General features: G+C 57.7%; 19 protein-coding genes. 8 read left to right on the forward strand and 11 right to left on the reverse strand.

Annotated elements, in window-relative coordinates:
• Positions 1-34: 34 nt before the first annotated feature.
• The 5 genes from ACTG3X_RS09890 to ACTG3X_RS09910 all read right to left on the reverse strand — a co-directional run bounded on the left by ACTG3X_RS09890 (position 35) and on the right by ACTG3X_RS09910 (position 5,117).
• A complete protein-coding gene (locus ACTG3X_RS09890; RefSeq protein ID WP_439111104.1) occupies positions 35-850 on the reverse strand; it encodes a trypsin-like serine peptidase in 816 nt (271 codons plus the stop codon).
• An 86-nt stretch (positions 851-936) separates the two neighbouring features.
• Positions 937-2,223, reverse strand: a complete 1,287-nt coding sequence (gene glcF / locus ACTG3X_RS09895; RefSeq protein ID WP_439111105.1) for a glycolate oxidase subunit GlcF — start codon at positions 2,221-2,223, stop codon at positions 937-939.
• Entirely contained in the window at positions 2,223-2,558 is a 336-nt protein-coding gene (locus ACTG3X_RS09900) for a hypothetical protein (RefSeq protein ID WP_439111106.1), read from the reverse strand. Before ACTG3X_RS09900 ends, glcF begins: the two co-directional genes overlap by 1 nt.
• Positions 2,555-3,673, reverse strand: a complete 1,119-nt coding sequence (locus ACTG3X_RS09905) for an FAD-binding protein (RefSeq protein WP_439111107.1) — start codon at positions 3,671-3,673, stop codon at positions 2,555-2,557. The genes ACTG3X_RS09900 and ACTG3X_RS09905 overlap by 4 nt, the downstream gene beginning before the upstream one ends.
• Positions 3,674-3,677: 4 nt before the next feature.
• Positions 3,678-5,117 carry an FAD-linked oxidase C-terminal domain-containing protein gene (locus ACTG3X_RS09910; protein WP_439111108.1) on the reverse strand — a complete coding sequence of 480 codons (1,440 nt, stop codon included), beginning with the start codon at positions 5,115-5,117 and terminating at the stop codon, positions 3,678-3,680.
• A gap of 140 nt (positions 5,118-5,257) precedes the next feature.
• Here ACTG3X_RS09910 and ACTG3X_RS09915 point away from each other — a divergent pair, with 140 nt between their 5' ends.
• Positions 5,258-5,617, forward strand: a complete 360-nt coding sequence (locus ACTG3X_RS09915) for a hypothetical protein (protein WP_439111109.1) — start codon at positions 5,258-5,260, stop codon at positions 5,615-5,617.
• A gap of 7 nt (positions 5,618-5,624) precedes the next feature.
• Here ACTG3X_RS09915 and ACTG3X_RS09920 read toward each other — a convergent pair whose 3' ends face one another.
• From ACTG3X_RS09920 to ACTG3X_RS09940, 5 genes are all read right to left on the reverse strand, one after another.
• The gene (locus ACTG3X_RS09920) at positions 5,625-6,716 is read right to left on the reverse strand and encodes a CaiB/BaiF CoA transferase family protein (RefSeq protein WP_439111110.1); all 1,092 of its coding nucleotides are present in this window, start codon (positions 6,714-6,716) and stop codon (positions 5,625-5,627) included.
• A gap of 102 nt (positions 6,717-6,818) precedes the next feature.
• Complete coding sequence (locus tag ACTG3X_RS09925) at positions 6,819-9,485, reverse strand: TRAP transporter large permease subunit (RefSeq protein WP_439111111.1); 2,667 nt, start codon at positions 9,483-9,485, stop codon at positions 6,819-6,821.
• 12 nt (positions 9,486-9,497) lie between these two features.
• Positions 9,498-10,490 (reverse strand): TRAP transporter small permease subunit, encoded by a 993-nt coding sequence (locus ACTG3X_RS09930; RefSeq protein WP_439111112.1) that lies wholly within the window; start codon positions 10,488-10,490, stop codon positions 9,498-9,500.
• A gap of 132 nt (positions 10,491-10,622) precedes the next feature.
• Positions 10,623-11,708: a TRAP transporter substrate-binding protein gene (locus ACTG3X_RS09935; RefSeq protein WP_439111113.1), complete on the reverse strand. Its 1,086-nt coding sequence runs from the start codon at positions 11,706-11,708 to the stop codon at positions 10,623-10,625.
• Positions 11,709-11,959: 251 nt separating this feature from the next.
• Positions 11,960-12,454 (reverse strand): protein-tyrosine phosphatase family protein, encoded by a 495-nt coding sequence (locus tag ACTG3X_RS09940; protein WP_439111114.1) that lies wholly within the window; start codon positions 12,452-12,454, stop codon positions 11,960-11,962.
• Positions 12,455-12,692: 238 nt separating this feature from the next.
• On the opposite strand from ACTG3X_RS09940, the gene ACTG3X_RS09945 reads away from it, so the two are divergent.
• The 5 genes from ACTG3X_RS09945 to recR all read left to right on the forward strand — a co-directional run bounded on the left by ACTG3X_RS09945 (position 12,693) and on the right by recR (position 16,350).
• Entirely contained in the window at positions 12,693-14,453 is a 1,761-nt protein-coding gene (locus ACTG3X_RS09945) for a DNA polymerase III subunit gamma/tau (protein ID WP_439111115.1), read from the forward strand.
• A complete protein-coding gene (locus ACTG3X_RS09950; RefSeq protein WP_439111116.1) occupies positions 14,429-14,827 on the forward strand; it encodes a hypothetical protein in 399 nt (132 codons plus the stop codon). Before ACTG3X_RS09945 ends, ACTG3X_RS09950 begins: the two co-directional genes overlap by 25 nt.
• 1 nt (position 14,828) lies before the next feature.
• A complete protein-coding gene (locus tag ACTG3X_RS09955; protein ID WP_439111117.1) occupies positions 14,829-15,263 on the forward strand; it encodes an NUDIX hydrolase in 435 nt (144 codons plus the stop codon).
• 60 nt (positions 15,264-15,323) lie between these two features.
• Complete coding sequence (locus ACTG3X_RS09960) at positions 15,324-15,668, forward strand: YbaB/EbfC family nucleoid-associated protein (protein ID WP_439111118.1); 345 nt, start codon at positions 15,324-15,326, stop codon at positions 15,666-15,668.
• 85 nt (positions 15,669-15,753) lie between these two features.
• A complete protein-coding gene (gene recR / locus ACTG3X_RS09965; protein WP_439111119.1) occupies positions 15,754-16,350 on the forward strand; it encodes a recombination mediator RecR in 597 nt (198 codons plus the stop codon).
• Here recR and ACTG3X_RS09970 read toward each other — a convergent pair.
• The gene (locus ACTG3X_RS09970) at positions 16,347-16,802 is read right to left on the reverse strand and encodes an Lrp/AsnC family transcriptional regulator (RefSeq protein WP_439111120.1); all 456 of its coding nucleotides are present in this window, start codon (positions 16,800-16,802) and stop codon (positions 16,347-16,349) included. The genes recR and ACTG3X_RS09970 overlap by 4 nt on opposite strands.
• A gap of 146 nt (positions 16,803-16,948) precedes the next feature.
• Here ACTG3X_RS09970 and ACTG3X_RS09975 point away from each other — a divergent pair, with 146 nt between their 5' ends.
• Together ACTG3X_RS09975 and ACTG3X_RS09980 are read left to right on the forward strand one after the other, a co-directional pair.
• Positions 16,949-17,383 (forward strand): universal stress protein, encoded by a 435-nt coding sequence (locus ACTG3X_RS09975; protein WP_439111121.1) that lies wholly within the window; start codon positions 16,949-16,951, stop codon positions 17,381-17,383.
• A gap of 20 nt (positions 17,384-17,403) precedes the next feature.
• Complete coding sequence (locus tag ACTG3X_RS09980) at positions 17,404-18,945, forward strand: alanine/glycine:cation symporter family protein (protein WP_439111122.1); 1,542 nt, start codon at positions 17,404-17,406, stop codon at positions 18,943-18,945.
• Positions 18,946-18,958: the final 13 nt, after the last annotated feature.

The raw sequence follows: 18,958 nt of genomic DNA on the forward strand, positions 1-18,958 counted from the left end.
TGATTTTCCGGCTTTCAAGAGGGGCCGTCCAAGCTCAGTTTTTGATAAACTTCGCGCCTGTATCGCGGCGGGTCTCGGTCACACCAATGCGGTTTACCCTCGGCCCCTTGTCTTGGAATACACCTCCGCCTGCGGCCAGTTCGGCGCGCAAAAGCGCCAGAGGGGTCTCAAGCTGGGTGCCCAGAGAGACGGGCAGCCCCTCAACTTCAGCCTTGGCCGAAACAACCGAGACAATCCTCGGTGTCCCGTTGCGGAAGCTGAAGATCGGCGCGCCAGAAGAACCGAAATCAACATTGCACGAGGTCACCAGAACACCCTGCTGGCGGGCAAGCACCCCGCAAACTTCTTGCAAGCTCGGCGCTTCGGCACGGTCAAGCGCATAGGACACAACCCCGATTTCATCGCCCTTGGCAGGGCGTACATCCGTCGCAAAAGGGACAATCGTGGTGTTGCGAATAGGGTGGTGCAACTCAAGAAGAGCCACATCATTGCGCACACGATCCGCTGTCACATCACTTGTGAAGTTATACTCTGGATGAACAACAGCGCGCCGCACCATACGGTAGGCCGAGGCCCGACCGTTGCGCCACCCAGCCAGAAATTCGATCTGGCCGTGGTCAATCCGCTTTTTGGTGCGAGAGCTGTAAAGACAATGCGCCGCTGTCAGCACGAGATCAGGCGCGATCAAAGCCCCCGTGCAAAAGCCTTTGCCATCAATATTCAGCCGTCCGACAGCCTCCCAGCCGCGGCTGTCGTCGCCCGTATCCAGCCGCTTGAGGCCTGTGGCCTCAGCACCAACAGGTGTCGCCACCAGCGCCGCAAGAAGAGCAAAAAGAAAAGCACGCAGCATCAGGTTAGACGCCCCTATCCAGGTCAGGTGGTCCGAGGTAGCGAAAACTTATGGCAAAATTAGGGCGTTGCGCCTTGGCCCAATCGTTACTCTACCAGCGCGCGCGGCTTTGGCCCGCCCGTCGCCCAGTCCAGCAATTCTACGGTATGCACGACAGGAACACCAGTTCCGCCCCCGATCTGCATCATACAGCCGATGTTTCCAGCGGCTATGATATCTGGGTTTTTAGCTTCCAAAGTATCGACCTTGCGGCGCTTGAGCTCTTTCGAAATCTTCGGCTGCATAAGGTTGTACGTCCCGGCTGATCCACAACATAGGTGGCTGTCTGCGGGTTCAACAACCTCAAACCCGACCCGCTTGAGCAGATCTTTCGGGAAGGTCTTGATCTGCTGGCCATGCTGCAAGGAACAGGCCGCATGATAAGCCACCCGAATGCCTTTGGCCGCCCCTTCGGGAATGTCGAGTTTCATCAGAAGCTCGCTTACGTCTTGCGCCAAATCAGCAACCTTTGCAGCCGCCACAGCCTTTCCGCTATCCCGGAACATATGGCCATAATCCTTCACGGTCGTGCCGCAACCCGAGGTGTTGATCACAATGCTGTCCAACCCGCTGCCGTCGGCTTCAGCCGTCCAGGCATCGATGTTCTTTTCAGCTGTCGCATGGCTCTCAGATGTTTTGCCCATGTGGTGGGTAAGCGCCCCACAACAGCCCGCGCCCTCGGCAATGACAACTTCACACCCAAAGCGGCGCAAAAGACGTATGGTGGCATCGTTGATATCTGTGTTGAGTGCTTTCTGTGCGCAGCCCGTCATGAGCGCGACACGCATCTTCTTCTCACCCGTGGGCGCAAATGTCTGCGGGTCATCATTGCGGCTGACAGGCGGGATTTCTTTTGGCGCCATTTCCAGCATCGCACGCAGCCGCGCATCAGGAACAAGCGCCTTGAATGGCTTCGCGATCTTGGCTCCCAAAAGCGCCACACGAAATCGCATGGGGTAAGGCAAGATCTTTGCCAGCACCCAACGCAAGGCGCGGTCTGTCAAAGGGCGCTTGTAATTGTTTTCGATGTACTCGCGCGCATGGTCAACAAGGTGCATGTAATGCACACCGCTGGGGCAGGTTGTCATACAGGCAAGGCAGCTCAGACAACGGTCAATGTGCATCACCGTCTTCTTATCAGGCACACGGTCGTTTTCGATCATGTCCTTGATCTGGTAGATTCGTCCGCGTGGCCCGTCCAGCTCGTCACCCAAAATCTGATAGGTCGGGCAGGTGGCCGTACAAAACCCACAGTGCACACAGTTGCGCAAAATTTCGTTGGCGCGCGCGGTGCCGCTGTCTTTGAGTTGCTCAGGAGTGAAATTCGTTTGCATTAACCTGTCATCCAATCTGCCGCCGCCAGCCCGATCCAAGGGATCACACAGGCCATCGCGCCAAGCGCCTTTGTCAGGGCAAGGCCCCGTTTCGTCTCAATCCACCGCATCACTGCGCGAACACATAAAGAAACTGTTCCAACCCAAGCCAACCAGACCATCACCAAGGTCTCAAGACCTGGCGCAGAATTTGAAAACAGTGCTGCAGCTATAAGAGCGGCCACAATACTTGCGCCCAGCACAAAGCTCAGCTGTGATACCACACCTCGCGTCAGCAGCAGCATAAGGAGCGGGCCACCCACAACGACAGTGAAATATGCGGCCCAATACATCATCCGCGCGCCATCAGCTCTGGATTGAACAACCCCTTAGGATCAAACCGCTGTCGTACCCCTTGGCTCAAGCGCGCAACAGGTGCGGCTTCTGGCTGAAAGGCGCAGGCCTCAAAAGCGTCTTTGATCCGCGTTGCATGGCCACCATGGGCAGCACAATAGGCTTGGGCAAACCCGCCAAGCGCGTCTTTATCCGATGCAAGCCAAGCCAAGCCGCCACCCCAATCCAGCAGCGTCTCGAAGCTGTGATCAGCTTGTGCTTTGGCCAAAAACACTGGCATCTCGGTCGGGCGAAGCGACACGCGGGTGACAAAGTCATGCTTGGCAAAAGACCTGACGTCGCGAATATCTTGCCAGAGTTTTGCTGACGCAGCAGCCTCGATCCGCTCTATATCGCCAAAGCGGCGCAGACGTGCCTCCAAAGCCTCCAAACGGTAGGCCACAGACGGCGCAAACCCCTCGATGCGCAGATAAACAGATCCGCTCTGCGCCGCCCCTGTCACCTCATAGGGCGAGCCGAGCGCAGCCGACATCGCTGCAACAGCCTGTTCAGGCGCGCTGACATGCAGAGCCAAGGTTGCTTCTACTTCAGGGCAAGGCATCACTTTCAGGCTGATTTCCGTCATCGCCCCCAAAGTGCCCCAACTCCCCGCCATCAGCTTTACAAGGTCATAGCCCGTCACATTCTTCATAACACGGCCACCGTTCTTGAGCACACGGCCCAGCCCGTCGACAAACCGCACACCAAGCGCAAAGTCACGACAAGCCCCCACAGAAATCCGCCGCGGTCCGCTCACGTTGGCAGCCACAACGCCGCCAATCGTCGGTTCCCCTTGAGTGCCTAGCAAAACGCGATGATCCATCGGCTCGAAAGAGAGGCGCTGGTTTTCTGCAGCCAAGAGGGCTTCGATCTCGCCAAGCGGCGTGCCCGCCTTGGCCACCAGCGTCAAAGCACCTGGTTCGTAATCCACCACGCCACTGATGCCAGAAAGGGTCAGCACATCGTCAGCAGCCACTTGCCCGATCGCACGTGTGCCACCGCCCTGAAGCCGCACAGGGGCTTGTAGCCCAGCCACCATTTCGGCCAGCTCGGCCTCAGTCTTCGGTCTTAAGTCCATGGGCTTACTCCGCCGCTATACGCCGTGCCGCGCTGGACGCCAGCGGGAACACTTTGGCAGGGTTCAAAAGCCATTTTGGATCAAACACATCTTTCACAGCCATCTGCATATCAAGATCATCTGGCGCAAATTGGTCTAGCATCAGATCACGCTTTTCGATGCCCACACCATGCTCGCCCGTCAGGCAGCCTCCGACCTCAACGCAGAGCTTCAGAACCTCTGCGCCAAACGCTTCACAGATTTCCAGGTCACCTGGCTTGTTCGCATCATACAAAATCAGCGGGTGCATATTGCCGTCGCCCGCATGAAAGACATTGCCCACAGCCAGCCCGTATTTCAGGCTCATCTCGCCAATGCGCTTAAGCACATAGGGAAGCTGGCTCACAGGGATCGTGCCATCAAGGCACATATAGTCACTGACCTTACCAATCGCCGAGAAGGCCGCTTTACGCCCCGCCCAGATCCGCCCGGCCTCGGCTGCATCGGTCGCTTTGCGAAACTCGACAGGGTTATGGCGTTTTGCAATATCGTGGATGAGGCCCAGCTGATGCTCAATCTCGGCCTCGCTGCCTTCCACTTCCACGATCAGAAGCGCCTCGCAGTCAGGGTAGCCTGCGCCAGAATAGTCGTCACAAACCCCAATCAACATACGGTCCATGAACTCGATCGCGACAGGCAAAATCCCTGCGCGAATAATGTCAGAGACACAGGCCCCCGCCACCTCGTTGCTATCAAACCCGATCAGAACAGGCCGCGCACCTTCAGGCTTATGCAATATCCGTAGCGTCGCCTCGGTGACGACGCCGAGCTGCCCTTCACTTCCACAAATGAGGCCAAGCAAATCAAGCCCGCCTGCATCGAGGTGAGAGCCGCCGATTTCAACGATTTCGCCATCCATCATCACCATGGTGACGCCCATGAGATTGTTGGTTGTCACACCGTATTTCAAACAATGTGCGCCGCCCGAATTCATGGCGACATTGCCTGCAATTGCACAGGCCAGCTGGCTTGACGGATCAGGCGCATAAAAGAAATTCTCACTTTCCACGGCACCTGTCACAGCCAGATTTGTTCGGCCTGACTGCACGCGAATGATGCGACTGTCATAATCGGTTTCCAACACGTCAGTCATGCGGCTGACACCCAAAATAACGCTGTCCGCCGTCGGCATGGCCCCACCTGCAAGCGAAGTGCCCGAGCCCCGCGGCACGACAGGCACGTTCATTTCATGACAGATCCGCAAAGCCTTTGACACGTCTTGGGTGCTCCGCGGCAACACGGCCAACATCGGAGGGCAGCGATAGGCGGTGAGTGCGTCGCACTCATAGGCCTTCAGCGCGATATCCTCGGAAATCACCCCTTCCTTACCAAGCACAGCGACCAGCCGCTCTGTCAGCTTGGCCTTCTTTGCAAGGATGACGGGGTCAGGGGCAGGCATTTGCATATGGCATCTCCTAAATTGGTAAAAGAATATTACCAATTGCGATAAAACTCAAACGATTCCTTCAATCCTGCGGTATTTCCTCGCATAATCACACAAAAATGTGTCGTGAAACTTCACAGCCCCAATGCTACCTAGCAATCATGATTAAACATCTCGTTCTCTTCATTGCCCTCGCCGCAGGCACAGCCACACTCGCTGATCAGCCCACGATCACCAAGGTCGAAGCCACACGCGCAGGCATGGGCTGGCGCATTGATGTCACCGTGACGCACCCCGACACCGGCTGGGAGCACTTCGCAGACGGCTGGGAGCTTCTGGACGAAGCCGGCAACCAGATTGCCTTTCGCGAGCTGATGCACCCGCATGTCGAGGAACAGCCCTTCACACGGTCGCTGCGCAACGTGATGATAGCCGACGGCACAAAGAAAATCTGGGTGCGCGCACGTTGCTCCAGAGATGGTTGGAGCACCGAGCGCACAGAGGTGACGCTGTCACATTGAACCAGGCCTAGCCGCCAAGTTCTGCCAGAATAGCTGCACTGTCTGCCCCCCGCTCTGGCGGTAGGGTTGGCTGCCACGGGCCACTTCCCTCAAACCGTGGCGCTGGCGCGGCTTGCAAGACACCGTCAACCTCTCTCCAAGTCCCCCGCGCCGCGTTCATCTCGTGGTGCGCAGCCTCGTCAGGTGACAAGACGGGGGCCGCACAAGCATCGCGCCCCAGAAAGACAGCCGCCCAAGCATCCCGGGTCTGCCCCAGAAAGAGTTCAGCCAGCCGTTGTGTTAATTCGGGCCAAAGCGCTTTCTCATATTGCTTCTGGAAGGCTGCATCCTCCTGAAGGCCCATCAGCTGCAAGAACTCCGCATAAAACTGTGGCTCCAGGCTCTGCACCGAAACAAAGCCACCGCAAGCGCACCGATAGGTGCGGCTCCAGTGAGGCCCGTCCAATAGCCCTTGGCCTCGCTCTTCAGGCATCCCGCCAGTCTGACGCAGCGCCATGAGAAGGTTCATCATATGAGCTGAGCCATCATAGATCGCCGCATCGACCACAGTGCCTTTCCCGCTCGTACGGGCCTGCAAGATTCCAGCCAAAATCCCCGTGACAAGATACATGGCGCCGCCGCCAACGTCGCCTACAAGTGTCGCAGGTGGCATAGGCGCGGTGTCGGGTGCGCCCGCATACCAGAGCGCGCCTGACATCGCGATGTAGTTCAGATCATGCCCCGCCGCATGCGCCAGCGGACCGGTCTGGCCCCAACCTGTCATACGTCCGAAAACAAGCGCAGGATTGATCGCATGGCAAGGCTCAGGCCCAAGGCCAAGGCGCTCCATGACGCCCGGGCGAAAGCCCTCGATGAGCGCATCCGCGCGCGCGACAAGTTTGAAAAAGACAGCTTTGTCCGCCTCGTCCTTCAGGTTCAACTCAATCGAGCGCTTGCCACGGTCCAGCACCGAGCGCGCAGGCATCCCCGGGGCAGGCTTGCCGCCCTTGCGGTGCACCACAATCACTTCAGCCCCCATATCCGCCAGAAGCATCCCCGCAAAAGGCGCAGGGCCAAGCCCCTCGACCTCAAGGATTGTCACACCGCTCAATACAGCCATCTCAGCCTCCCTCTCTGTTGAGGCAACATTAACGCAGACCGCACAAAAAGAAACCGCCGCCCACTTGCGCGGGCGGCGGCTTTAACTTGGTTATCAGGCTGATCAGAAGTTCAGCGAGATATCGCGGTGCTTGGAGCTGCAAGACGCCATGAACAAAGCTGCGTCACGGCTCAGCCCGTCCTGGCTTCGCAGGCCAAGCGTCGAGCGGATGCCATCGAGATAGGCTTCAAGCTCGGGCACAAGGCCAACAGCCTCAGCGCGCCAGATTTTCTGCGTTTCATACTCGGCAAGCGCTTCATCGTACTCTTCCAAAGCGGCTTCGCGGTCAAATTTGTTGACCCGCATATCGCGACGCGCCTTACCCAGAGCCGACCTGACATCGCCAGCGCCCTCGACATCAGAGAACTTGTCTTCCAACGCTTTCACAGTGTCTTCAGCCGCCTCGTCTGTCTCGGCAACGGTTTCGATATAACCCCGCAGGGCACGCAGCTCGTCTTCAAGAACCATAAACGCATCATTGGCCCGCAACGTCTGAACGGCTTCCATTGCAGCTTCCCATGATGTGTCAGCATGGCGCTGATACATCGAACGGGCTTTCTGCTCGGCGGTCGTCAGTGCTGCAAACTCGTCGTGCACAGGCTCCCATGTGGCAGGGATCTCGGCTCTCAGAACCTCGGCCTCAGCCAGCATAGCTTCACGCTTGGCTTCAAGACGTTCGCGGCGCGGCGCGAGAGACTCGTCTCTCATACGGCCCGCGATGATACGAATGTCATCGGCCTCTTCTTCAAGCTTGCGGATCTCTTTTTCGATCTTGCGCACAATGATTTGCTTGGGGCGGTAAACCACTGCAGCCTCTTCAACGGCCTGCTCCATCGCGAAAGCTTCATCAAGGCTCACAAAAGCTTCAGACGCAGCGCTGAACCCTTCGGCAAGGTCTTTTGCCATGCTTTGTGGCAGCGCACTCAGGTCAAGCCCCTGTGCTTTCGTGATCGCCACCATGACAGCAGAGCTCGCACCGGTATCTTGGCCGCCCACATATTCCTCAAGGCAGTATTGCAACTTGGGGTTCCGCGGGGGCGGAGCATTGTCCGAAAGGAAAGACACACGGTTTGGCAGGTAGTTTACAAGCGGCGGGTAGAACCCGACCACAGCCAAAGCCATCAGCTGCAAACTGATAAAGGCAATCACACCCTTATACATTGCCATAGTCTTCACTGTCGCTGGCGCAACGCCGCGCAGATAGAACAAGGCAAACCCAAATGGCGGTGTCAGGAAGCTGGTCTGAATGTTCAGACCAATCATGACGCCCAGCCAAACCGCAGTGATGTTTGCGCTTGGGTCAGCCAGAAGAATTGGCGCAACAATCGGCACAACAACAACAGCGATCTCGATAAAGTCGAGAAAGAAACCGAGCACAAAGATCACCAACATAACGATCAGGAACTGTGTCCAGAACCCACCCGGCAGCGAATTAAGGAACTCGCGCACAAGCTCTTCGCCCCCGAAGGCACGGAAGGCCGATGTGAGCATCGCAGCGCCCAACAGAATGATAAACACAAGCGACGTCGTCTTCGCCGTTTCCATCATCACACCATCCAGCGTGCCATGTGTTTTAAACACACGCCAACCGCTCCAGACCACAGCCACAATCATAACAACCGATGCAATCACACCGAGCATGATTCCAAACTGGTCTTCTGCGGTATCGACCGACTTCAGGTTCATTTCGTAATTGCTGATCACATAAGCCAAAGACCCGAGTGCCAGCAGCGCAAGGATCGCCGGCACAAACGTCATCTTCTTGTTCGGCCCTTCATAGAGGCGATAGCCCGCCATAATCATAGCGCCAGCCGCGCCAATCGCACCCGCTTGGTTCACAGTCGCAACACCTGCGATGATAGACCCAAGGACCAAGAAAATCAGCGTGAGCGGCGGAATAAGCGTCAGCGCAACAGTGCCCCAGAAGGCGCTGTCAAACTTGCCTTCAACCTTTACCGCAGGCGCAGCAGAAGGCTTGAGGAACGCATAGATCAGAATGTATGCCATATAGATCAGAACAAGCAGAATACCCGGTACAAACGCACCGAGGAACATTTCGCCCGCCGACGTGGACGAAACATCAAAGTTCGACGGCATCGAGATTTCGCCTGTCGACGCCTTGTGCAGGGCTTTACGCGCCGTGCTGGCTTGGTCGGTTGCACTGGCGAGCTGGTCAGCCAGAATGATCAGAACAATAGAGGGCGGAATAATCTGGCCCAATGTGCCTGATGCCGCAATCGTGCCCGTGGCAAGAGAGGGCGAGTAGTTGTTACGCAGCATCGCCGGCAAGCTGATAAGCCCCATCGCAACAACCGTCGCGCCAACAATACCCGTTGTCGCCGCCAGAAGCGCGCCAACGAAAACAACAGAAATCCCCAGACCACCTGGCACAGGGCCAAACAGCTGCGCCATGGTCACAAGCAGGTCTTCCGCGATCTTTGAGCGCTGAAGCATAATGCCCATGAAAATAAACAGCGGAATCGCAATCAGCGTATCTCGCTCAACCTCCCAGAAAACCCCCCTGAGGTTGGTTACCCCCGCCGACAGCCACTGCTGTGGGTCACCGGAGTGGAAATAAGCTGACGCATCACCTGCAAAAATTAAACCCGTGATACCGGCCAACGAGATCGAGATGATCGCAGCACCGGGCAGTGCGAAGGCCACGGGAAAGCCCGAACCAAGTGCGCCGGCCATTGTGATGACCAGAACGGCAAGAAAGAATAGTTCCATAGGTGTCGCTCCTCAGTGGCCTGTTGGTGTGACGGTGCGGTGTCCCGGCTCGTCGCGCTTGTCAGCCACCGATTCAAGAAAATAGCTCACAAACTGAATGAGCATTGTAATGGCGAAGATGCCGAGAAAGGCCGCCATCTGATATTTGATGTAGAGGCCCGTTGGGCCAGACTGGGTGATTTCAAGGTTCAGGATGGGTGCGTTGATGATGGATGTTTTGCTCCCAAGACCAATCCAGATAATGACCCATGTGGTCATCATGCCCAACAAGATACAGCCCCAAGCATTCACGAAGCCTTTTTTGGTGCGCCCGAAGCCCGCATAGAAGACATCCACGCGGACGTGCCCGTCATCAAACAGCGTGTAGGCGCTCGCAAACAAGAAAAGTGCTGCATACCAGTAGCGCACAAGGTCACTCATCAGCGCCTGCTCGTAAGAGAAAACAAAGCGGGAGATCACGATCAAGAGTTCAGCCGAAACAATCAGCAGCGCAAGCCAATGAAACCCGAGGCCGCGGTGCCACAGCGCAATCAACGCGCCCAGCACAACAAGCGGCAAGTGGATCATTGGACCGACAAATTGCGACCGTGCGATGTTGTTGATCATCTCTGGCGTCAGGATCGTTGAGAAGAAACCTTCAACGCGCGTCAAAGCAACGGTCGCATCCACGATCCCCGTCAGCAAGACGATCCAGAAGCAGGCCCGAATAATATAGCTGTTAAATCCGTTGATTTTCATAGCATCCCAGCGCAGAGACGTCTCGCGAGACCCCATTACGTAGGCAATGCCCGCCCCTACACCCAACGCAAGGATCAGAAGCGGCATCCAGAGCTGTGTACCTGCGCGGCCCGCAAGCATATCGGCAAGGTTTGGCACACCCCAACCGATGTTAAGCACGTTATTTACAAGGAAAGCGGCGAGGAACCCCAGCATACCCCAGGCAAAACCGCGCGCAAAAAGGGCCGGTGCCCCACCTGTTCGCGAAAGATCAGCTGCAAAAGCCATGTGTGTATCCGCCTCCCGATGACAGCCTCGGCTTCAAGGGCATCTGGCCCGAAGCACACAAGGCCGCGAAAACTGTGTCTGTGTGAGCGAAACGGGGCCATGAGGCCCCGTTTCAGTTTTGGTAAGTTCAGCTTAGCTGATGCCGAGAACGCGGTCCCGCTGACGGACAAACGTGCCGTCAAAGTTGTGCAGGTATGTGCCGTAGTTGCGCAGCGCAGCCTGGAAGCTGTCATCAATCTTCGCAGCCAAAGGCGAGTGCGCCCGTGTATCTGCAAACACTTCTGCGGCCGCATCACCGAAGGCATCCCAGATGTCTTCGTTGAATTCACGCACTTCAACACCGTGGTCGTTGACGAGCTTGGCGAGGTACTCACCGTTCTTCGCGATCGACTCTTGGTGGGCTTTGGCGTGCTCTTCGGCACAAGCAACTTCAATGAGAAGTTTCTCGTGGTCTGTCAGGCCGTCGAACCATGCTTTGTTCATACCAAATGCGATAGACGCACTCGGCTCGTGCATGCCGCCAGTGTAGTAGTACTTGGCAGCTTCATAGAACTTCATGAAGTAGTCGTTATACGGGCCAACCCACTCAGTCGCGTCAACCGCACCTGAAACAAGGTTTTCATAAATCTGGCTACCTGGAAGCGACACTGTTGAAGCGCCCATTTTGCTCAGAGCCTGGCCGCCGAGGCCCGGAATACGCATCTTCAGACCTTTAAAGTCGTCAGGGCTTTCCATCTCTTTGTTGAACCAACCGCCAGCTTGCGTACCTGTTGGGCCGCACTGGAACGCTTTCAGGCCAAACTCGCCTGAGATCTCGTCCCAAAGCTCTTGACCGCCACCGAAACCGATCCAAGCGTTGCGCTCGGCCACGTTCATGCCGAAAGGCACAGCCGTGAAATATGCGAATGCTGGGTGCTTACCTGTCCAGTAGTAGTCTGGGCCGATGTAAGCTTGGCTGTTGCCTGATGTGACTTCGTCAAATGCGTCAAACGCACCAACGCGCTCACCAGCAGCGAAATATTCAACGTTGAACGCACCATCGCCGATTTCGGCAATGCGAGCGGCAAGGCGTTGTGCTGACATGCCGAGACCCGGGAAGTCCCGCGGCCATGTCGATACGATTGTCAGCTGCTTGCCACCTTGGGCAAGGGCAGGCGCGGCGAGTGCCGTTGCACCGGCACCAATAGCAGCACCTTTAAGAAATTTACGACGATCCATATTCATCCTCCACGTTCGATATGGTATATTTATGAACAGCCCCAGTCTTCGCTGGGTCCCCTCCAGTGCCAATTACTAAGCAACTCCCTGTAGAATACAACGAAAATTTCGTGCGATTGGTAACATTACTTTACCAAATTAAACGGCGCTGGCCTAAGTTGACTAAAACAAGGGGTTTTTCAGCTCTCTGCTGGCAAACACACCTTTTGGTTACATAAACAACTTTTCTACCGCCAGTCAAATTTGCCGAATCAAGCGCGCCGATCAGGCTCTGTCGCCCATCTCAGCTGCTCTGCGGTCTCAACCGCGCAGGGCCGCACGGCCCGAAGCCGCTTCAACGCCATATCTGCCGCCTCGCCCGCTTCAATCATGAGCCGCAACGCAGCCATCCCCGAGCGCCCGCACCCGCCCTTGCAATGCACAATCACGCGCCCACCACCGGCCAATGCGGCACGCGCACTCTGGCTGGCGTCAGCCCATTTGGCCGCGGTTGCCGCGTCAGGCACACCATAATCGCCCACAGGCAGATGAACCCAACGGCTGCCAAGAGCCTGAATATCGGTTCCAAAAATAGGCGCCCCCACCTCCAGAAGTTCGGCCTCAGTCACCATCGTCAGGACGAGACTGGGCTTGAAATCGCCAAATTGCGCCATATCCCCCTTTAGGTCGCCCCCACGTCCGGGCAGCGACGCAATGGCCAACGTCCCGTCCCCGACCGAAAGCGCCGCAAGCTCAAGCACGCTCATCGCGATACGCCTCTAGGCGTTTGCACGCGGTTCAACCCCGCCCCGCTTGGCTCTCGTGTGATCATGCGCAGCTGCGTCTTCATGCCCAACTCCCCCAACTCGGCCCAGACTGGCTCATTTTTCCGCCCCTGCCAAGCACTCGCACACGCGGTGGCGCAGCGATTATCTCCGACAAGCGCTAGACCTCACCCGCGCAGGCAGCTACCTTCGCGTAGCTTCGAATCCAGCAAGGCATACAATGAGCGACACTCCCAATACAGCGTATCAGGTTCTCGCGCGCAAATACCGCCCTGAAACCTTTGTCGATCTTGTCGGCCAGGACGCCATGGTGCGCACGCTCAAAAACGCCTTTGCAGCAGACCGTATCGCCCAAGCCTTCATCATGACAGGCATCCGAGGCACTGGCAAAACCACGACCGCCCGCATCATCGCCAAAGGTATGAACTGCATCGGCCCCGACGGCACAGGCACACCCACAACCGAGCCTTGCGGCGTCTGCGAGCACTGCACCGCCATCATGGAAGGCCGCCACGTCGATGTGATGGAAATGGACGCCGCCTCTCGGACAGGCGTCAATGACATCCGCGAGATCATTGACTCTGTCGCCTATCGCGCCGCCTCTGCGCGCTACAAAATCTACATCATCGATGAGGTGCACATGCTGTCCACCTCGGCCTTCAACGCGCTCTTGAAAACACTGGAAGAGCCGCCCGCACATGTGAAGTTTATCTTCGCAACCACAGAGATCCGCAAAGTCCCCGTCACGGTGCTGTCGCGCTGCCAGCGCTTTGATTTGCGCCGTATCGAGCCCGAAGACATGATCTCGATGCTGCGCCGCATTGCCGACAGCGAGCAAGCCGAGATAGCCGATGACGCCCTCGCGCTCATCACCCGCGCGGCCGAAGGCTCCGCACGCGATGCAACGTCTCTGCTTGATCAGGCCATCAGCCACGGCGCAGGCGAAACAACCGCCGGTCAGGTCCGCGCCATGCTCGGCCTCGCCGACCGTGGCCGCGTGATGGATTTATTTGAGATGGTCATGAAGGGCGACGCCTCAGGCGCTCTCACCGAGCTTTCTGCGCAATATGCCGACGGAGCCGACCCGATGGCCGTTCTGCGCGATCTGGCCGAGCTGACCCATTGGGTCTCTGTTGTCAAAATCACGCCTGACGCCGCCAACGACCCCACCATCGGCCCCGACGAGCGCGCCCGTGGCCAGGGCTACGCCGAGGGGCTGGGCCTGCGTGTTCTGGCGCGGATGTGGCAAATGTTGCTCAAGTCGCTCGAAGAAGTCGCCCATGCGCCAAACGCCATGATGGCGGCCGAAATGGCGATCATCCGCATGACCCATGTTGCCGATCTGCCCACACCTGACGAGCTGGTCAAAAAGCTCGGCGAGACACCCCCGCCCAGCACCCCGCCCTCAGGCGGCGGCGGTGGCGGCGGTGCAAGTGCTGGCAGCTCGATGAGCCAAGGTGCCCAAGCCGTCGCGCGCGCAAGCGCGGCCGGCACAGGCTCGGCAGGCGGCGCAACCGCACTTGCGCAAGACCCGCTTGAAGCCCTCTCGCGCTACCCGACATTTGACCATGTGGTCGAGCTCATCCGCGCAAACCGTGATGGCAAACTCTTGATGGATGTCGAAGCAGGTGTGCGCCTTGTGGCCTATCAGCCGGGGCGCATCACCTTCGAGCCAAGCCCCAAGGCCCCCTCCGATCTGGCCAACCGCCTCGGCCAGCGCCTTCAGGGCTGGACGGGCAACCGCTGGGCCATCACGCTGGTCAATGAAGACGGCGCCGAAACCATTGAAGAACGCCGCACAGCTGGCGAGCGCGCCAAAGAGGCAGAGGCCCGCGCCCACCCCCTCGTGTCTGCCGTGTTCGACGCCTTTCCAACCGCCAAAATCCTGAGCATCCGCAGCGAAGCCGATATCGCCGCCGAAGCTCAGTCAGAAGCCCTGCCAGAAGTGGAAGACGAATGGGATCCTTTCGAGGAAGACTGACCCTCACTGTTGCAACAACCCTGCTGGCCAGCCCGGCGCTGGCAGACGTCTGCGACACAGACCGCCCCGAGTGGGACGGCACACCCGTCACCCTCCTCGACGAAGCGGTTGGGCTGTTCCAGTCGCCCATTCCCCTCTTCCTCCTTGGCGCGCTCGCCGTCGCCATTCTCTTCCGCCACGCTATGGGCACAGCCATTGTCGCGCTGCTCTGGTCTTTTTTCATCTCGATGATCATCTGGCCAGATGCAACAGGCCAGCGCAGCGCCCGCATCGCCGAAGGCTGCGAAGCCCAACCCACGCTCTTTATCGCGGCCTCTGCAGCCCTCTGCTTCGCCGCTGTTATCTACACCGCCCGCCGCGAAAAGAGACTCTGACGTGGCCGATACGCGCGACACATTCTTTGTCGAGGCACACCTCGTGCTCGAGCGGGAGGGCGAACTGCTGATGCTTTTGCGCCAGAACACAGGCTTCATGGATGGCCACTGGGGGCTGGTGGCCGGCCATGTCGATGCAGGTGAAACCTTTCGCGAGGCCATGGCGCGGGAAGCCGAGGAAGAAGCAGGCCTGACACTTGCACCCGAAGCGCTGCATCTTACCCACATCATGCACCGCAATTCCGACACAGAGCGCGTCTCTCTCTTCTTCACAACAGAGGCCCCCATCGGCACACCCCAAAACATGGAACCCGAAAAATGCGCCGCCCTCACATGGCAGCCGCGCAACGCGCTCCCTGATCTCACCATCCCCTACATCCGCGCGGCGCTTGAACACATCGCGCACGGCACCCAATATTCCGAATTCGGCTGGTAGCTTGCCCCGCGCAGCAATGCCGCCTATCTAAAGACAACAACGACCTTCAAGGAGACGACAATGCTTAAAGGACTGGGCCAGCTTGGCGATATGGCAGGCATGATGAAAAAAGCGCAAGCCATGCAAAAGCAAATGGAAGAGCTGCAAGACGAGCTGCACAACATGATGGTCACAGGCCAGAGTGGCGCTGGCCTTGTCACTGCAACATGCTCTGCCAAGGGCGAGTTGAAAGGCCTCGACATCGACCCGTCGATCTTCAATCCCGATGAGAAAGAAGTCGTCGAAGACCTGATCCTGGCCGCGATCAAAGACGCTCAGGCCAAGGCCAACGAAAAAGCCCAGGAAGAAATGGCGCGCATCACCGAAAGCCTCGGCCTTCCAAAAGATATGAAACTCCCGTTCTAACACCTCCCGCTCTTTCTTTTTGCCAAAAATATCCCGGGGGTCTGGGGGGCTGGCCCCCCGGCCTTGCCCCAAGTGAAAGCCCCGCATGAGCAACTCCACCCGTGATATCGACGCGCTCATCGAGCTGATGGCCAAGCTGCCGGGCCTCGGCCCGCGTTCCGCCCGCCGCGCCGTGCTGCACCTCATCCGCAAGCGCGCGCTCCAGCTCACGCCGCTGGCCGACCTCATGCAAACAGTCGCAGCAACAGCGCGTGAATGCCTGCGTTGCGGCAACATCGGAACCGCTGATATCTGCGATATATGCAGCTCCAACAAACGCGCCAATGGCGAAATCTGCGTGGTCGAAGATGTGGCCGACCTCTGGGCCATGGAGCGCAGCGGCGTCTTCAAAGGGCGCTACCATGTGCTCGGCGGAACGCTCTCCGCCCTCGACAGTATCGGCCCCGAAGACCTGCGCATCCCCCAGCTCGTCACACGGCTTGAGAGCGAAGGCGTCACCGAGGTGATCCTGGCGGTTGGCGCCACCGTCGATGGCCAGACAACGGCGCATTACATCGCCGACCAGCTGGAAGGCCGCGTGCGCCTCACTTCTCTGGCCCAAGGCGTGCCCATTGGCGGCGAGCTTGATTACCTGGATGACGGCACCATCACCGCCGCGCTCAACGCCCGCAAAGACATCTAACCAAGGTAAAATCCGCCAAATTCCTTGACCGTCGAAAGACTGATCAGCGTTTTCATCTGCGACACCGAAGGGATCAGCGACAGGCGGTTGCGGTAGAGGTCTTCATAGGCCTCGGTATCGCGGACAGCGAGCCGCATCAGGTAGTCAAACTCGCCCGAAATCAGATGGCACTCCAGCACTTCCGGCATATCCTTGATCGCGGCTTCAAAGGCCACAATGCTCTCGGTCTGCTGGCTGTAGAGCTTCACCTCGATAAAGACCTGAAGCGCCAAGCCGATCGCCTTGCGATTGAGCCGCGCTTCGTAGTTCGAGATCTTCCCGCTACTCTCCAAAAGCTTCACCCGCCTGTGGCACGCGGAGAGCGAGAGCCCCACCTTTTCCGACAACTGCGCCATTGAGATATCACCCGTCTTCTGCAAAACGGAAAGAATCGACCTATCCAGTGCATCCATCGTAAATTTTCCTGATACAAACTCGTATTTTGCTATTTTTTATGAAAATTTCCGAACACGCAAGAAAAACAGGAACCTTTCCGATGTCCGGACAGTTAGACTAAAACTGTCCGAAAGAGGGCAAAGTACAAAATAGGGAGGGCAAAATGTCCCAAAAGATAGTCGTCGGTTACGACGGAAGTAGCGATTCTGACAAGGCTCTGGCCTTTGCAGTTGCGCAGGCCAAAGCGGCGGGTGGGTCGCTTGTGGTTGCTCACGTACTGGAATGGTCGCCATATTCATTCCTTACCAAACAAGAGGTCGAAGAGCGCACAAAGCGCCGTCGGGAAGAGTTGATCCGCGCGGAAGAAGCCGTGCTGACTCCTCTCGTCAAAAAGCTCGCCGACCAAGGGCTTGAGGTTAAGACAGCGCTCAAATATGGCAACATCGCCGAAGTTCTGATCGACATCGCAAAAGAAGAAAGCGCGGCCATGGTGGTGATCGGGCGCACGGGCCATTCGGGCCTTTCAAGCCGCCTGTTCGGGTCTGTGGCTGGCACACTGGCGCAAGCTGCGCCTGTGCCTGTCGTGATCGTGCCATAAAAAGAATAAGGGACACTATAATGAAAACACCAACACGTTTCGCGGCTTCCGCCGCAGCGCTGGCCCTTACGCCCGCTGCCGCAGCCGCCCAAAGCTTTGACGAAACGGTCAACAGCATCTTTGCCAGCTCAACAGGCTGGTTCGTCAACCTCATCTTCAGCCCGTTTCCCGGCACGACTTTTCCATGGATTGTCATGTGGCTTGTCGTGGCGGCCACGGTCTTCACACTCTACTTCGGGTTTGTGCAGTTCACAGCCTTCCGCCACTCGATCTCGCTGGTGAAGGGCGACTACTCTGACCCGAACGATGCAGGCGAAGTCAGCCACTTTCAGGCGCTCGCCACAGCGCTCTCGGGCACAGTCGGCCTCGGCAACATCGCGGGTGTTGCCGTTGCTGTCGGGATCGGCGGGCCAGGCGCAACCTTCTGGATGATCCTTGCAGGCCTTCTCGGCATGGCCTCAAAGTTCACCGAATGTACCTTGGGTGTGAAGTATCGCAACGAATACGCCGATGGCACCGTCTCGGGTGGCCCGATGTATTACCTCACCAAAGGCTTCGCCGAGCGTGGCCTGCCAGGGGGTAAAGTCCTCGCCGTGTTGTTCTCGATCTTCTGTATCCTCGGGGCTCTTGGCGGTGGCAACATGTTCCAGGCCAACCAGGCTCACGCGCAAATCGCCAATGTCGTCGGCGACTTCCCGGGTGTGATCACTGGCGTGATTTTCGCGGTCATCGTGGGCCTCGTGATCATGGGTGGCTTGCAATCCATCGCCAAAGTGACAGAGAAAGTCGTTCCTTTCATGGGCATTCTCTACGTCCTCACCGCATTGGTGATCATCCTGATAAACTATGACAAAATCGGCTGGGCCTTTGGCCAGATTTTCGCAGGTGCCTTCACAGGCCTCGGTGTTGCCGGTGGCATGGTGGGTGCACTCATCCAAGGCTTCAAGCGTGCGGCGTTCTCCAACGAAGCGGGTGTCGGTTCAGCCGCCATTGCCCACTCAGCGGTGAAAACAAAAGAGCCGATCACCGAAGGCTATGTTTCACTGCTTGAGCCATTCATCGACACAGTCGTGATCTGCACCATGACAGCTCTTGTGATCATCATCTCAGGCCAGCTCGTCGCCGATCCGAACACAGGCATGTACCTCCTGGACGAAGGCGCAAGCACAATCCAGACGGTTGATGGCAACAAAGGCGTGGCGCTCACGTCGGCGGCCTTCTCCTCTGCCTTTGGCGGCTTCCAGTATGTTCTGGCGCTTGCGGTGATCCTCTTTGCTTTCTCAACCATGATCAGCTGGTCTTACTACGGCCTCAAGGCCTGGACCTACCTCTTCGGGGAAGGCAAAAGCAAAGAAATGACCTTCAAGGCGATCTTCTGCGTCTTCATCGTAATCGGTGCGTCCGCCAGCCTCGGACCTGTCATCGACTTCTCCGATGCGGCAATCTTTGCCATGGCTGTGGTCAACATCTTTGGTCTCTACTTCCTGATGCCAATCGTGAAGCGCGAGCTGAACAGCTACGTGGCACGCCTCAAATCAGGCGAGATCAAGCGCTTCAAGTAAGCCTTGGCTTTTT

It is taken from the genome of Lentibacter sp., assembly GCF_965658795.1.
Taxonomy (GTDB): domain Bacteria; phylum Pseudomonadota; class Alphaproteobacteria; order Rhodobacterales; family Rhodobacteraceae; genus Lentibacter.